Here is a 13676-nt window from a genome sequence, read left to right as displayed (position 1 = left end):
ATGGACGCACGCACCCTGCTCTTCGTCCCGGGCGACCGGCCCGACCGCTTCGACAAGGCGGCCGCAGCCGGTGCGGACCTCGTGGTCCTCGACCTCGAGGACGCCGTGGCACCCGACGCCAAGGACCGCGCCCGCGACGACGTCGTCAGTTGGCTGCGCACCACCACGACGGCCGCCGCTGTGCGGGTCAACGCCCACGGCACCCCGTGGCACGACGCCGACCTGGCCGCGCTCTCCGAGCTCCTGGCGAGCGGCGTGGCATGCACCGTCATGCTGCCCAAGGCCCAGGACCCCGCAGCCGTCGCCGCCACGGTCGCCTCGCTGGGTGACGGCGCGCAGGTCGTCGCGCTTCTCGAGACGGCCCGCGGCGTCCTCCGCGCGGAGCCGATCGCCGCCGTCCCGGGCGTGGTCCGGCTCGCCCTCGGCACCTACGACCTGGCCACCGAGCTCGGCGTCGATCCCGAGGACGTCGCCGCGATGGCGTCCGCCCGTGGCGCCCTGGTCCTGGCGTCTGCCGCCGCGGGCCTCGCCGGACCGGTCGACGGGGTGACCGGTGACGTGCGCGACGCCGACCGACTCGTTGCCGACGTACGCCGGGCCGCCGCCCTGGGCTTCGCCGGCAAGCTCTGCATCCACCCGGCCCAGGTCGCCCCGACCGCGGCCACCTTCGCGCCCGACGCCACCGAAGTGGCGTGGGCACAGCGGGTCGTCACCGCGGCCGAGGCCGCCGGGGACGGCGTACTCCTCGTCGACGGCCGCATGGTCGACCTGCCCGTGGTCGACCGGGCCCGACGCATCCTCACCAGCAGCAACACCGAAACCGGAGGCACCCCATGAGCACGCTGACACCCGACGAGAAGGACATGGTCCGACTGGTCGCCGACTTCGTCGACGAGCGGGTGCGGCCGAACGTGCGCGAGTACGAGTCGACCGACACCTACCCCGAGGAGTTCATCGAGGAGATGAAGAAGCTCGGCTTCTTCGGGCTCCTCGTCCCCGCCGAGCACGGCGGCGTCGACGTCAGCACGGCCTGCTTCGCCCGGGTCACCGAAGAGCTGGCCCGTGGCTGGATGAGCCTGGCCGGCGCGATCGGCGGCCACTCGGTGATCTCCTACCTGATCCGCACGTTCGGCACCGACGCGCAGAAGGCGACGTACCTCCCGGCGATGGCCGACGGCTCGATCCGCGCGACGATGGCGCTCACCGAGCCGTCCGGCGGCAGCGACCTCCAGGCGATGCGCACGTACGCCGTCCGCGACGGCGACCACTACGTCATCCGCGGCTCGAAGACCTGGATCTCCAACGCCCAGCACGCCGGCCTGATCGGGCTGCTCTGCGTCACCGACCGCGACGCCGAGCCCGCCCACCGCGGCATGAGCGTGCTGCTGGTCGAGCCCGGCGACGGCATGACCGTCAGCGAGAAGATCCCCAAGCTCGGCTACCGCGGCGTCGAGGCCTGCGAGCTGGTCTTCGACTCGATGCGGGTCCCGGCCGACGCCGTGCTCGGTGGCGAGCCCGACCTCGGGTGGGGCCACATGATGCGCGGCCTCGAGGTGGGCCGGATCCAGGTCGCCGCCCGTGCGGTCGGCGTGGCCCAAGCCGCAGTCGGTGACGCCGTCTCCTACGCGCAGCAGCGCGAGTCGTTCGGCAAGCCGATCTGGAAGCACCAGTCGGTCGGCAACCTGATCGCCGACATGGCCACCAAGGTCCGCGCCGCCCGGCTGATGACGGTCGACGCGGCCGAGCGCCTCGACGAGGGCAAGCGCGCCGACATGGAGGCCGGGATGGCCAAGCTGTTCGCCTCCGAGGCGGCCATGGAGGTCGCCCTCGACGCGATCCGCGTGCACGGCGGCTACGGCTACTCGCGTGAGTACGACGTCGAGCGCTACTTCCGCGACGCCCCGCTGATGATCGTCGGCGAGGGCACCAACGAGATCCAACGCAACGTCATCGCGGCCCAAGTGGTGGCCCGAGACGCACACTCCCAGAAGGGGAACTCCTGATGAACCTGCTCGAGAACAAGACCGCCGTCATCACCGGTGGCGCCCAGGGCATCGGCCTGGCCATCGCCGAGGCCTACGTCGCGCAGGGTGCGCGGGTCGTGCTGGCCGACCTCGACGGTGCCGCCGCCGAGGTCGCAGCCAAGGGCCTGGGTGGACCCGACGTAGCCGTCGGCATCGCCTGCGACGTGGTGAAGGCCGACGACGTCGAGGCCGCGCTCGACCTGGCGCAGTCGACGTACGGCTCGCTCGACATCGTGGTCAACAACGCCGGCATCACCCGCGACGCCACGATGCGCACGATGACCGAGGAGCACTTCGACCAGGTCATCTCCGTGCACCTCAAGGGCTGCTGGAACGGCACCCGCCTGGCCGCCGCCCGGATGCGTGAGGTGAAGTCCGGTGCGATCGTGAACATCTCGTCGCTCTCGGGCAAGGTCGGCATGATCGGGCAGACCAACTACTCCGCCGCCAAGGCAGGCATTGTCGGCATGACCAAGGCGGCCGCCAAGGAGATGGCGCACCACGGCGTGCGGATCAACGCGATCCAGCCCGGCCTGATCCGCTCGGCGATGACCGAGGCCATGCCGCAGAAGGCATGGGACGGCAAGATGGCCGAGATCCCGATGGCCCGCGCCGGCGAGCCGGCCGAGGTCGCGTCGGTCGCCGTCTTCTACGCCTCGGACCTGTCGTCGTACATGACCGGCACGGTCGCCGAGGTGACCGGCGGACGGTTCATGTGACCGTGTCCACCACCGATCAGCAAGGCACCGGCTGGTCGCCGCACGAGGTGACCAGCGAGGAGTACGTCGACCCCGGTCGGGTCGCGGCACTCGCGGCACTCCTCGACTCGGGCGCACCGGCCCCGGCCGAGGGTGAGGACCTGCCGCCCCTGTGGCACTGGGTCGCTCTGCCGGCCTGGCCGTTGTCCTCCCAGCTCGGGGTCGACGGCCATCCCCACCGTGGTGGCCTGCTGCCGCCGTTGCCCCAGCCCCGGCGGATGTTCGCCGGCGGATCGCTGGAGCTGCACGCCCCGCTGCGCGTGGGGGAGCGGGTACGACGCGAGTCGATCGTCGAGTCCGTCGACGAGAAGAGCGGCCGCAGCGGCGACTTCGTCGTGGTCCGGGTCCGTCACGTGCTGCGCGGGCAGGCGGACGACGTACGCATCGAGGAACGGCAGGACCTGGTGTTCCGCGACGGCCCGTCGGTCGTCGACAGCGGTGCCGACCCGCAACCGGCATCCGAGCTGGAGCCAACCGGCCCACCGCTGCGAGCGACCGATGACGGTTGGGATGTGGTCACCGACCCGACCCTGCTGATGCGGTTCAGTGCGGCCACCGCCAACCCGCACCGCATCCACTACGACTGGCCGTACGCGACCCGGGTCGAGGGCTACCCCGGCCTGGTCGTGCACGGACCGTTGTCCACGCTGTTGCTGGCCGAGGCCCTGCGCCTCGGCGACTCGGCCGCCCCGCGCCGGTTGCGGCACCGCAACCTGGCACCGCTCTTCTGCGCGCAACCCGCCCGCATCTCGCTGACCGCCGGCACCGACTCCGACACCGGCTCGGGCACCGACTCTGACTCCGGCTCGACCGAGGTCGCCCTGCGCGACCCCGACGACCGGGTCCTGGTCACCCTCACCGCCGACACCGATCTCCCCTGAAAGGCACCACCATGAACAGCTCCCGCGACGTCGTCATCTGCGAACCCGTCCGCACCCCCATCGGCCGCTACGGCGGGGTCTTCAAGGACCTCAGCCCGGTCGACCTCGGCGTGACCGCCCTCCAGGGCCTCCTCGCCCGCACCGGGGTGGACCCCGACCGCATCGACGACGTGATCCTCGGCCACTGCTACCCCAACGCCGAGGCGCCCGCGATCGGCCGGGTCGTCGGTCTCGACGCCGGCCTGCCGGTCAGCGTCGGCGGCCAGCAGGTCGACCGGCGCTGCGGGTCCGGCCTGCAGGCCGTGATCAATGCCGCGATGCAGGTGGCCAGCGGGGCCAGCGACGTCGTCGTCGCCGGTGGTGCCGAGTCGATGAGCAACGTGGCCTTCTACTCCCTCGACATGCGCTGGGGCGGAGCCCGCAACGGTGTCCAGATCCACGACGGCCTGACCCGCGGGCGGCAGACCCCCGGAGGCCGCTTCCACCCGGTTCCCGGAGGCATGCTCGAGACGGCGGAGAACCTGCGCCGGGAGTACGCCATCAGTCGCGAGGAGCAGGACCGTCTGGCGGTCAGCTCGCACGAACGCGCCGTGGCCGCCCAGCAGTCCGGCATCCTCGCCGAGGAGATCGTCCCCGTGACCGTTCCCTCCCGCAAGGGCGACGTGGTCGTCGAGACCGACGAACACCCGCGCGCCGACACCACCCTCGAGTCGCTGGCCCGCCTGAAGCCGATCCTGCGTGACGACCCCGAGTCCACGGTCACCGCCGGCAACGCCAGCGGCCAGAACGACGCCGCAGCCATGTGCCTGGTCACCACCGCCGACGTCGCCGAGGACCTCGGACTGGTCCCGCTGGTCCGGCTGGTCAGCTGGTCGGTGGCCGGAGTGCGACCCGACGTCATGGGCATCGGCCCGGTGCCCGCCACCGCTGCGGCGCTGGCACGTGCCGACCTCACGATCGCCGACATGGACGTCATCGAGCTCAACGAGGCCTTCGCCGCGCAGGCGCTCGCCGTCATGCGCGAGTGGAAGTTCACCGACGAGGACCACGAGCGCACCAACGTGCACGGCTCCGGCATCTCGCTCGGCCACCCCGTCGGTGCCACGGGAGTCCGCATGCTCGGCACCCTGGCCCGTGAGCTGCACCGGCGCCGGGCCCGCTACGGCCTCGAGACCATGTGCATCGGTGGCGGCCAGGGCCTGGCTGCCGTCTTCGAGCGGATCGCCTGATGGCGCCCCGCGTGCTGGCCTCGATGGACGAGGTGCAGCAGGTCGTCGACGAGCCCCTCGGCACCACGGAGTGGGTCGAGATAGACCAGGAGTCCGTCGACCGCTTCGCCGATCTCACCGGCGACCACCAGTGGATCCACGTCGATCCAGAACGCGCCGCCTCGTCGGCGTACGGCGGCACGATTGCGCACGGCTACCTCACGCTGGCGAAGCTGCCGGCCTTCGCCGCGACCCTCTACCGGCTCGAGGCAGGGGCCTCACGGCTCAACTACGGCGTCAACAAGGTGCGCTTCCCGGCACCTGTCCCGGTGGGGTCCAGGATCCGTGCCACGCCCACCATCGTCGGCGTCCGTGAGGTGCCCGCGGGCGACCAGGTGACCGTGCGGTGGGTGGTCGAGTGCGACCGCGCCACGAAGCCGGTCTGCGTCGCCGAGACGCTGACCCTCGTCGTCCGGTGAAGTGACCGACGAGTAGGGCGCACACGTCCGTATTCATACCTCAAACGGCACAAATGGTGTGCGGATTTGGTGTTGGACGTGCATCACGAAACCCACCTAACGTGAATGCGGTCACAGGCCGGCCAGCCACGAATTAGCACCATCCCCAAGGAGCCCCCCATGTCGAGCACCACCAGGTTCAACCCCGATGAGAGGATGGCGAGGAAGGCCGGCATCGCCGCCTTCGTCGGCACCACCATCGAGTGGTACGACTTCTACATCTACGGCACGGCCTCGGCCCTCGTGTTCGGTCCGCTGTTCTTCAGCGGCTCCGACCCCGCCGTGGCCACCCTGCTTTCCTTCGCGACCTTCGCAGTCGGCTTCCTCACCCGCCCGATCGGCGGTGTGGTGTTCGGCCACCTCGGCGACAAGATCGGCCGCAAGCGCGCCCTGATCCTCACCCTGATGCTGATGGGTGTCACGACGTTCGGCGTCGGCCTCCTCCCGACGTACGCCACCATCGGTGCGCTCGCGCCGATCGGGCTGATCGTGCTCCGCCTGGTGCAGGGCCTCGCCGTCGGCGGCGAGTGGGGCGGTGCGGTGCTGATCGCGACCGAGCACACCAAGAAGGACCGCGGCTACCTCTTCGGTGCCTTCGCCCAGCAGGGCTCGCCGGCCGGCCGCATCCTGGCCACCCTCGCCTTCCTCGCGGTCACCAGCCTGCTGCCCGAGCAGGCGCTGCTCGACTGGGCCTGGCGCGTGCCGTTCCTGTTCTCCGCCGTGCTCGTGGTCGTGGGCCTGGTGATCCGGCTCCGGCTCGAGGAGTCGCCGGAGATGGAGAAGCTGAAGAAGAACGACGCGACCGCCAAGGTCCCGGTCGTCGAGCTGTTCCGCCACAACGGCCGCGAGGTCACGCTCGGTGTCTTCTCGATCCTCTGCGTGTTCGTGGTGGTCTACGCCCGTGACACGTTCGCTCTCTCGTGGGCCACCAAGGAGCTCGACTTCTCCCGCGACTCGTTCCTGTCGATCATCCTGGTCGCCAGCGTGCTGCAGTTCTTCGTGCAGCCCTTCGGTGCCCTGCTCACCACCAGGTACGACGTCCGCAAGATCGTCACGGTCCTGCTCGGCATCGAGATCCCGGCGCTGGCGCTGATGTTCATCCTGATGGCGACCGGCAACTACTGGCTGGCCATGCTCGGCGCCGTGGTCGCCACGATCCCGGACGTGATGTTCTACTCCGTGATGGCCGGCATGCTCGCCCAGGCCTTCCCGACCAAGGTGCGCTACACCGGCATCTCGGTGGCCTACGGCCTGTCCGGCGCGCTGTGCGGCATGACCCCGCTGATCCTCCAGTGGCTGCTGGACTCCTCCGGCACCGTCGTGCTGCCGGTCGCGTTCGGCGTGATCACCACGTTCATCTCGCTGGTGGCCTCGCGTGCCCTGCTCAAGCGCACGTTCGGCAAGGACGCCGACGCCCCTACGGAGCCCGCCCTCGACCAACGTGAGGCGACGCCGGTCTCCTGACCCGGTGTGCAGCGCCCGTCGCCCGAGGAACCCTCGGCGGCGGGCGCTCCGCATTTGGTCCTGCGTCTCGAGGATCCGTTCACCTGAGCATGCAGTTCGCCGTACGACGTCCTGTGCCCGCGCTCAATCAGCGGACCAGCGGCCTGAACTGCAGGTTCAAGTGAACGCCGATGGCAGCGCCGCCCCCGAAGCAACGGAGCGCCGACCCCGAAGCGACGATCAGCGGTCGGTCATCACCCGGCGCCGGGCGATGGTGGCGGCGATGCCGGCCGCCGCGGCGCGTACGGCGTTGGCGTGTGACTCCGGGTGGAAGCGGGTCACCGGGCCGGTGACGCTGACCGCGGCGAGCGGGCGTTCGTCGGCGTCGAGCACCGGCGCGGCGACGCACACGATGCCGACCGCCGACTCCTCGTGCTCGTAGGACACCCCGCGCTCGACGATGGCGTCGAGCTGTCGCCGGAGCATGCCGGGTGCGACCACGGTGCGCGGCGTACGTCGTTCCAGCGGGCCGGCCAGCACCTCGCGGCGCAGCTCCGGATCGGCCCACGCCAGCAGCGCCTTGCCGATGGCGGTGCAGTGCACCGGCATCCGACCGCCCGTGCGCGAGGGCGCCGCGGCCTGTCGGTGGCCGCCGATCTTGGCGACGTACACGACCTCGTGGCCCTCACGGATGCCCAGGTGCACGGTCTCGTGGGTGCGTTCGTAGAGGTCCTGGAGGAACGGCATCGCCACCTCGAGCAGGCTGCGCTCCACCGAGGCCCGCATGCCCAGCTCGAACAGTCCGCCGCTGAGCCGGTAGCCGCCCTCGACCCGGTCGAGCAGGCGGGTCGCGACCAGCTCACCGACCTGGCGGTGCACGGTCGCCTTGTGCAGGCCGGTGCGCCGCACGAGCTCGGCGAGCGGCAACGCCTTGTCCTCGGCGCGGAAGGCGCGCAGGATCGTCACCGCCTTGCCCAGGACGGTGTCCAGGTCAACGTCCTCGGCCATCGGAACCTCCGCGGAAGAGCGTATCGCTGAGCGGGACGCTTCCCTCGCGCGGTGGTGAATCGACGCGAGAGTGTGGGTCACACGTTCCCGCCCCCACGCACCTAAGGTCGCTGATGAGCACCAGCCCGCACCCTGCCGCCGCCGCGGCGCCGACGACCGACGTCTCACCGGAGGCGATCGCCGAGGCTGCCGACCGCCTGGTCGCCGCCCACTTCGGCGGAGAGGCCTGTACGCCGGTCCGCGACCTCATCGGACGCGACGACGTGGCCGCCGCCTACCAGATCCAGGAGCGGCTCAACGCCGCCAAGGTGGAGCGCGGCGTGCGCGTCGTCGGTCGCAAGATCGGCGCCACCTCCGAGGCGGTGCAGACCCAGCTCGGTGTCGACCAGCCCGACTTCGGCGTGCTCTTCGACGACATGGGCTTCGGTGACGGCGAGGTCATCCCGTCGGATCGACTCATCCAGCCCAAGGCTGAGGCCGAGGTCGCGTTCGTGCTGAAGGCCGACCTGGCCGAGGGGCCGCTCGACGACGCGCAGATCCGCGGCGCGATCGACTACGCCGTCGCCGCGCTCGAGATCGTCGACAGCCGGATCCGCGACTGGGACATCTCCTTCGCCGACACCGTGGCCGACAACGCCTCGTCCGGCCTCTACGTGCTCGGCACCGAGCACCTCACGCTCGACGAGGTCGAGCCGGTCGACGTCACCATGACGATGTCGATCAACGGCGAGGAGGTCTCGACCGGCAACGGGGCCGCCTGCCTGGGTGACCCGCTCAAGGCCGTGGCGTGGTTGGCCCACCAGGCCCGCACGTTCGGTGAGCCGCTGCGCGCCGGCCAGGTGATCCTCTCAGGCGCACTCGGCCCGATGCGCCCGCTCGCACCCGGTGACCACGTCACCGCCACCATCACCGGACTGGGCACGGTCTCCACCCGGTTCGGCACCACGACGCAGGAGGACAACGCATGAGCACGAAGGTCGCCATCATCGGCTCCGGAAACATCGGCACCGACCTGATGATCAAGGTGATGCGCCACTCGCAGCACCTCGAGATGGGCGCCATGGTCGGCATCGACCCCGAGTCCGACGGGCTGGCCCGCGCCGCACGCTTCAAGGTGCCCACCACCGCCGAGGGTGTCGAGGGCCTGATCGCGATGGACGGCTTCGACGACATCGAGATCGTCTTCGACGCGACCTCCGCCAAGGCGCACATCGCCAACAACGCCCGCCTGGCGCCGTACGGCAAGCGGCTGATCGACCTCACGCCCGCGGCGATCGGCCCGTTCGTCGTGCCCGCGGTCAACATCGACGAGCACATCGACGCGCAGAACGTGAACATGGTGACCTGCGGTGGCCAGGCGACGATTCCGATCGTCGCCGCCGTGTCGCGGGTGGTGCCGGTGCAGTACGCCGAGATCGTCGCCTCGATCTCGTCGAAGTCGGCCGGCCCGGGCACACGCGCGAACATCGACGAGTTCACCGAGACCACGTCGAACGCGATCGTCTCGGTCGGCGGGGCGAAGCGGGGCAAGGCGATCATCATCCTCAACCCGGCCGAGCCGCCGTTGATCATGCGCGACACCGTGTTCTGCCTGGTCGACGCCGCTGACGAGTCCGTGCACGACGAGATCCGCGCGTCGGTCGAGAAGATGGTCGGCGACGTGTCGGCGTACGTGCCCGGCTACCGGCTCAAGCAGCAGGTGCAGATCACCGAGATCGCCGCCGACTCCCCGGTCGAGACGCTCCTCGCGGAGGGCTCCACGACCCGACCCACGCACCAGGTGACCGTGCTCCTCGAGGTCGAGGGCGCGGCCCACTACCTCCCGGCGTACGCCGGCAACCTCGACATCATGACCTCCGCCGGCCTCCAGGTCGCCGAGCGGATCGCGGCCCAGAAGGAGACCAGCCGATGAGCACCGAGCTCTTCATCCAGGACGTCACGCTGCGCGACGGCATGCACGCCGTGCGCCACCGCATCAAGCCCGACGACGTACGCCGCATCGTGTCGGCGCTCGACGCCGCCGGCGTGGACGCCATCGAGGTGGCCCACGGCGACGGGCTGGCCGGTGGGTCGGTCAACTACGGTCCCGGCTCGAACACCGACTGGGAGTGGATCGAGGCCGCGGCCGACGCGATCGACAAGGCCCGGTTGACCACCCTGCTGCTCCCGGGCGTCGGCACCATCGAGGAGCTCAAGCACGCCTACAGCCTCGGGGTCCGCTCCGTGCGCGTCGCCACCCACTGCACCGAGGCCGACGTCTCGGCCCAGCACATCGCGACCGCCCGCGAGATCGGCATGGACGTCTCGGGCTTCCTGATGATGAGCCACATGGCGCCCCCGGAGGAGCTGGCCCGCCAGGCGAAGCTGATGGAGTCGTACGGCGCGCACTGCGTCTACATCACCGACTCCGGCGGCCGCCTGACCATGCCCGACGTCGAGGCGCGGGCCAAGGCCTACCGCGACATCCTCGAGCCGGAGACCGAGATCGGCATCCACGCGCACGAGAACCTCTCGCTGTCGGTGGCCAACTCCGTCGTCGCTGTCGAGAACGGCATCTACCGGGTCGACGCCTCCCTGGCCGGTCACGGCGCCGGGGCGGGCAACTGCCCGATCGAGGCGTTCATCGCGGTCGCCGACATCTACGGCTGGGACCACCGCTGCGACGTGTTCGCGCTCCAGGACGCCGCGGACGACATCGTGCGGCCGCTCCAGGACCGCCCGGTGCGGGTCGACCGCGCCACGCTGACGCTCGGGTATGCCGGGGTCTACTCCAGCTTCCTGCGCCACGCCGAGACCGCCGCCGAGCGCTACGGCCTCGACGTCCGCACGATCCTGGTCGAGTGCGGTCGCCGTGGTCTGGTCGGTGGCCAGGAGGACATGATCATGGACATCGCGCTCAACCTGGTCTCCGAGCGCGAGGCCTCCTAGGTCGATTCCGGGGACCGCTGTCCCCACGTCGACCTAGCATCTGCCGCATGGCAGGAGGCGCGCGCAGGTTCGGTGATCACGGCACGATGGCCGAGCGCGTGGCCGCCACCCGCCGCAACTCGATGGGCGAGGAGGGCGCTCCGGCGCCCGTCCTTCGAGACGCCTCGTTCCTCGCCTCCTCAGGAACCGTCTCGAAACGACCAGACCTGCGGCACTGCTGGTACGCCGGCCCGCACGGCCGCCAGGCCGCCCTGCTCATCGGCTGGCGGCGAGTGAGCCCGACGGCCGGTTGGGAGGGCCACATCGCCGTGGCTGCGCCTGACTCCGACGGTTGGTCGATCGTCACGCTGTGGGTCGGCGCCGGCATGCTCGAGGCGGCATGAGACGGGGTGGTGTCGCCGCACCCGACGGGTGATCCTTGCCCTCAACCCTTGGCCTTGCCGGCCGCTGGAACGACGTCCGGCCTGCGACCGACGTCCCGGTGTCGACCGGCTTGAGGGAGGCAGAGCGCGACCCGTTCGACCTGTTCCGGTGCGATCCAGTAGTCGGAGTGGACCTGCAGCCGGCGGGCCGCGTCGGGGTCGGCGATCTCGAGGTTGTCCGTGGTCGCGTCCACTGGTTGAGGCTGGGGCAGTGGCAGGGGAGTCGCGATCGGATCCGTGGCCCGCCAGAAGTTGAGCCACGGCGTCGTCGCCCAGATCGAGGTGTAGAACGAGCCGGGGAAGTAGGCAGGGAAGACTTCGCGATAGAGCGACTCGAGCGGGCAGCCGCAGGTGACCAGGGTCAGGGCGGGGCCGGTGTCGTGGAATTCCTCCTCCGTGCGGATCCGGTGCACGGCCCATGCGCAGAGAACGGATCCCTGACTGTGTCCGATCAGCACCGTGGGGCGACGGCCCGCTGTACGAACTTCGTCGATGATGCCGTCGACGACCTGGTTCCGGTAGGAAGCGCCCGCAAACGGGTGGCTGGCGACCGGCCAGAAGCCCAGCACGTCGGCGACCATGCCGACGACCTTGCGGACCTTCTGGAGGCTGCGCCCCGCCACCACCATGAAGATCGCCAGCACCGAGAGTGCTTGCACCGTGAAGATGGCGCGGTCCCATGTGGCATTCGAACCGTCCAGTATCCAGTTCACGACCATTGCCATGGAGACTCCCCAGAGGAACGTCGACAGCAGGATCGTCGGACCGAGCGTCGATTCGAGACTCAGGACCAGACGGCGGTGCCACCGTGCGGCGGCAAGGCGCTTGGCGAGCGTCGAACCTCGCTTGCCGAACCGCGGACGTCCTGCGCCTCGGGGAGTCCAGTTGGCCACCACGAAGGCCAGGGCGAAGGCAAGCAGGGCCAGCAGTCCGACCAGGGGAAGCATGTCGACCAGGGCGTCGTCCCGCCCGACGTACAACCTGTTCCGGGGCGGCAGCAGCGCACGGCTCCCGAATCCTGCGGTCTCGCCCGGTTCCGCGAACAACGGCACGTGATGGTTCGACAGGTAGAGCACGAGGTTGTCCGCGAAGAGCCGCAGCGCCGACGCCACAGACACCATCAGGAGCACCGAGCCCACCAGCGCCACGTCGACGACGTACTCCGGCGTGGCCGGCCGTCCGGTTCCGGCCGCGATGAGCCCGCGGATCGCGAAGACCGCACCCGTCAGCACGACGACCACGATGCAGAAGAGGCTCACGCTGACCACCGGGTCGACGTACGGCACGAGCTGGCCGTTGGCGACCAGGGCCTTGAACTCACCGGGTGGTTGGTCCCCAGGCGCCTGCACGAAGGTCGCGCTCGGGCCCCACGTGGTGAGGAAGTCGGGCATCTTCGACCACGTCACCTGCCAGTGGGCCGGCCGGGTGAACGCGGTGACGGCCGCGGCACTGCCGACCAGCAGCACGTTGAGCCACAGCACCAAGGGCTTGGTGTGTGAAGCCGTACGTCGTTGCCGGCCCAGCATGCCCGCGATGAGCGCCAACCCGATCGCCCCCGCGAGCCAGCGCCCGGCGTCCGGTGAGGACGTCCAGGTGACCAACGTCCGCCTCGCGATCGTCTCCGCGAGGGCCAGTGCCCACACGAACGTCAGCAGGCTGAGCAGCAGGCCGGTGAGCACGACCGCGAACCTGGTGCGTCGTTCGGCCGTCGGGCCAAGGCCGTCGGGCGGTGTCATGTAGCCCGCCGCATTGACCAAGGTGAATGGGAGTGCGACGTACCAGAGGAAGCCGGCAACGCCACGCGATGCGCGGGACCAGTTGACCAGCAGGAGGTCGTGCTGAGGCACAGTTGGCGGGAGCGCCGCCTCGGGTCCTTCCGGTGGCCGCTCGAGCAAGGTGGGGCTGCCCAACTGGGACCAGTCGTCGTGGTCGCCGATGCCGTGCACGCGGATCTCGAGTGGATCGCCGGCTACTGGGAGTACATGTCGTTGCATGCGTCCTGGGCCTCGTTTCCCTGTTCGCTGAACGCGTCGAGGACGATCTCGGCCATCTGCTGCTCGCCCTCGTCGAAGAACGAGATGCCGAAGCTGACGGCCCGTTCCACCAGGAAGCTGGCGACTTCGTCGAGGCTCGTGGGCACCCTGTCGAACACCAGAGCGCACGTCGTCTCCCATGCGAGGCCCTCCAAGGCGTCCTGCACCTCGGTGTTGCTGCTCAGCTGGTCGACGCTGGACCGGAGGCGGGCGCCCAACGTCGGCTGGATCGCTGTCGGCACCTGCAGGAGGATGTCGTCCGCGCGCCTGGTCCCGAGCACGATGGCGTCGTCTCCCTCGGAGCGGACCAGCCCGCCGCCGCCCTTCGAGGCGCCCTTGGCCACGTCGTCCACGCAGCTGCCCGCCGAGAGGAGCAGAACCGCGCACAAGCCGGCGAGCGCGCTGACCGTTTTGTCCGCCCTCATGGCTTCACTCTGGACCCGGCAGGAGTGA

The 13676-nt window shown here is 70.3% G+C and carries 14 protein-coding genes; 11 read left to right on the top strand and 3 right to left on the bottom strand.

Translation table 11 applies throughout. The annotated features are described in order from the left end of the window. The 7 genes from ASD66_RS05230 to ASD66_RS05200 all read left to right on the top strand — a co-directional run bounded on the left by ASD66_RS05230 (window position 1) and on the right by ASD66_RS05200 (window position 6853). Entirely contained in the window at window positions 1–837 is an 837-nt protein-coding gene (locus tag ASD66_RS05230) for an HpcH/HpaI aldolase/citrate lyase family protein (protein WP_056890222.1), read from the top strand. Beyond that, window positions 834–2003: an acyl-CoA dehydrogenase family protein gene (locus tag ASD66_RS05225; protein WP_056890221.1), complete on the top strand. Its 1170-nt coding sequence runs from the start codon at window positions 834–836 to the stop codon at window positions 2001–2003. Before ASD66_RS05230 ends, ASD66_RS05225 begins: the two co-directional genes overlap by 4 nt. Then, window positions 2003–2743, top strand: coding sequence for a 3-oxoacyl-ACP reductase FabG (gene fabG / locus ASD66_RS05220; RefSeq protein WP_056890220.1), 741 nt, complete (start codon window positions 2003–2005; stop codon window positions 2741–2743). Before ASD66_RS05225 ends, fabG begins: the two co-directional genes overlap by 1 nt. 2 nt (window positions 2744–2745) lie before the next feature. Beyond that, on the top strand, window positions 2746–3663 hold the full coding sequence (locus ASD66_RS05215; RefSeq protein WP_082599387.1) for an FAS1-like dehydratase domain-containing protein: 918 nt from the start codon (window positions 2746–2748) through the stop codon (window positions 3661–3663). Window positions 3664–3674: 11 nt separating this feature from the next. Further along, on the top strand, window positions 3675–4892 hold the full coding sequence (locus ASD66_RS05210; protein ID WP_056890218.1) for an acetyl-CoA C-acetyltransferase: 1218 nt from the start codon (window positions 3675–3677) through the stop codon (window positions 4890–4892). After that, the gene (locus ASD66_RS05205; protein ID WP_056688472.1) at window positions 4892–5350 is read left to right on the top strand and encodes a MaoC family dehydratase; all 459 of its coding nucleotides are present in this window, start codon (window positions 4892–4894) and stop codon (window positions 5348–5350) included. Before ASD66_RS05210 ends, ASD66_RS05205 begins: the two co-directional genes overlap by 1 nt. Window positions 5351–5509: 159 nt before the next feature. Further along, a complete protein-coding gene (locus tag ASD66_RS05200) occupies window positions 5510–6853 on the top strand; it encodes an MFS transporter (RefSeq protein WP_056688469.1) in 1344 nt (447 codons plus the stop codon). 219 nt (window positions 6854–7072) lie between these two features. Here ASD66_RS05200 and ASD66_RS05195 read toward each other — a convergent pair whose 3' ends face one another. Continuing rightward, a complete protein-coding gene (locus tag ASD66_RS05195; RefSeq protein ID WP_056890217.1) occupies window positions 7073–7840 on the bottom strand; it encodes an IclR family transcriptional regulator in 768 nt (255 codons plus the stop codon). Window positions 7841–7953: 113 nt separating this feature from the next. Here ASD66_RS05195 and ASD66_RS05190 point away from each other — a divergent pair, with 113 nt between their 5' ends. Genes ASD66_RS05190 through ASD66_RS05175 form a run of 4 tightly spaced genes read left to right on the top strand, consistent with a single transcriptional unit; the run spans window position 7954 to window position 11151 of the window. Next, window positions 7954–8808 carry a 2-keto-4-pentenoate hydratase gene (locus tag ASD66_RS05190; protein WP_056688463.1) on the top strand — a complete coding sequence of 285 codons (855 nt, stop codon included), beginning with the start codon at window positions 7954–7956 and terminating at the stop codon, window positions 8806–8808. Then, a complete protein-coding gene (locus ASD66_RS05185) occupies window positions 8805–9752 on the top strand; it encodes an acetaldehyde dehydrogenase (acetylating) (RefSeq protein ID WP_056688460.1) in 948 nt (315 codons plus the stop codon). The genes ASD66_RS05190 and ASD66_RS05185 overlap by 4 nt, the downstream gene beginning before the upstream one ends. Further along, window positions 9749–10768 carry a 4-hydroxy-2-oxovalerate aldolase gene (gene dmpG / locus ASD66_RS05180; RefSeq protein ID WP_056688457.1) on the top strand — a complete coding sequence of 340 codons (1020 nt, stop codon included), beginning with the start codon at window positions 9749–9751 and terminating at the stop codon, window positions 10766–10768. The genes ASD66_RS05185 and dmpG overlap by 4 nt, the downstream gene beginning before the upstream one ends. A gap of 47 nt (window positions 10769–10815) precedes the next feature. Continuing rightward, window positions 10816–11151 carry a hypothetical protein gene (locus tag ASD66_RS05175; protein WP_156388539.1) on the top strand — a complete coding sequence of 112 codons (336 nt, stop codon included), beginning with the start codon at window positions 10816–10818 and terminating at the stop codon, window positions 11149–11151. A gap of 41 nt (window positions 11152–11192) precedes the next feature. On the opposite strand, the gene ASD66_RS05170 is transcribed toward ASD66_RS05175, so the two are convergent. Together ASD66_RS05170 and ASD66_RS05165 are read right to left on the bottom strand one after the other, a co-directional pair. After that, a complete protein-coding gene (locus ASD66_RS05170; protein ID WP_156388538.1) occupies window positions 11193–13184 on the bottom strand; it encodes a hypothetical protein in 1992 nt (663 codons plus the stop codon). Next, window positions 13160–13648: a hypothetical protein gene (locus ASD66_RS05165; protein ID WP_056688447.1), complete on the bottom strand. Its 489-nt coding sequence runs from the start codon at window positions 13646–13648 to the stop codon at window positions 13160–13162. The genes ASD66_RS05170 and ASD66_RS05165 overlap by 25 nt, the downstream gene beginning before the upstream one ends. Window positions 13649–13676 lie beyond the last annotated feature (28 nt).

This window comes from Nocardioides sp. Root151 (assembly GCF_001427925.1).
Lineage (GTDB): Bacteria > Actinomycetota > Actinomycetes > Propionibacteriales > Nocardioidaceae > Nocardioides.
The sequence above is the reverse complement of the archived record's forward strand: the minus strand, read 5'-3'. Positions and strand labels throughout refer to the sequence as shown.

Excerpts from the sequence above, each read along its gene's own strand:
- ASD66_RS05230 (WP_056890222.1), top strand. The coding sequence starts at position 1 with ATGGACGCACGCACCCTGCTCTTCGTCCCGGGCGACCGGCCCGACCGC.
- ASD66_RS05225 (WP_056890221.1), top strand. The coding sequence starts at position 834 with ATGAGCACGCTGACACCCGACGAGAAGGACATGGTCCGACTGGTCGCC.
- fabG (WP_056890220.1), top strand. The coding sequence starts at position 2,003 with ATGAACCTGCTCGAGAACAAGACCGCCGTCATCACCGGTGGCGCCCAG.
- ASD66_RS05210 (WP_056890218.1), top strand. The coding sequence starts at position 3,675 with ATGAACAGCTCCCGCGACGTCGTCATCTGCGAACCCGTCCGCACCCCC.
- ASD66_RS05205 (WP_056688472.1), top strand. The coding sequence starts at position 4,892 with ATGGCGCCCCGCGTGCTGGCCTCGATGGACGAGGTGCAGCAGGTCGTC.
- ASD66_RS05200 (WP_056688469.1), top strand. The coding sequence starts at position 5,510 with ATGTCGAGCACCACCAGGTTCAACCCCGATGAGAGGATGGCGAGGAAG.
- ASD66_RS05195 (WP_056890217.1), bottom strand. The coding sequence starts at position 7,840 with ATGGCCGAGGACGTTGACCTGGACACCGTCCTGGGCAAGGCGGTGACG.
- ASD66_RS05190 (WP_056688463.1), top strand. The coding sequence starts at position 7,954 with ATGAGCACCAGCCCGCACCCTGCCGCCGCCGCGGCGCCGACGACCGAC.
- ASD66_RS05185 (WP_056688460.1), top strand. The coding sequence starts at position 8,805 with ATGAGCACGAAGGTCGCCATCATCGGCTCCGGAAACATCGGCACCGAC.
- dmpG (WP_056688457.1), top strand. The coding sequence starts at position 9,749 with ATGAGCACCGAGCTCTTCATCCAGGACGTCACGCTGCGCGACGGCATG.
- ASD66_RS05175 (WP_156388539.1), top strand. The coding sequence starts at position 10,816 with ATGGCAGGAGGCGCGCGCAGGTTCGGTGATCACGGCACGATGGCCGAG.
- ASD66_RS05170 (WP_156388538.1), bottom strand. The coding sequence starts at position 13,184 with ATGCAACGACATGTACTCCCAGTAGCCGGCGATCCACTCGAGATCCGC.
- ASD66_RS05165 (WP_056688447.1), bottom strand. The coding sequence starts at position 13,648 with ATGAGGGCGGACAAAACGGTCAGCGCGCTCGCCGGCTTGTGCGCGGTT.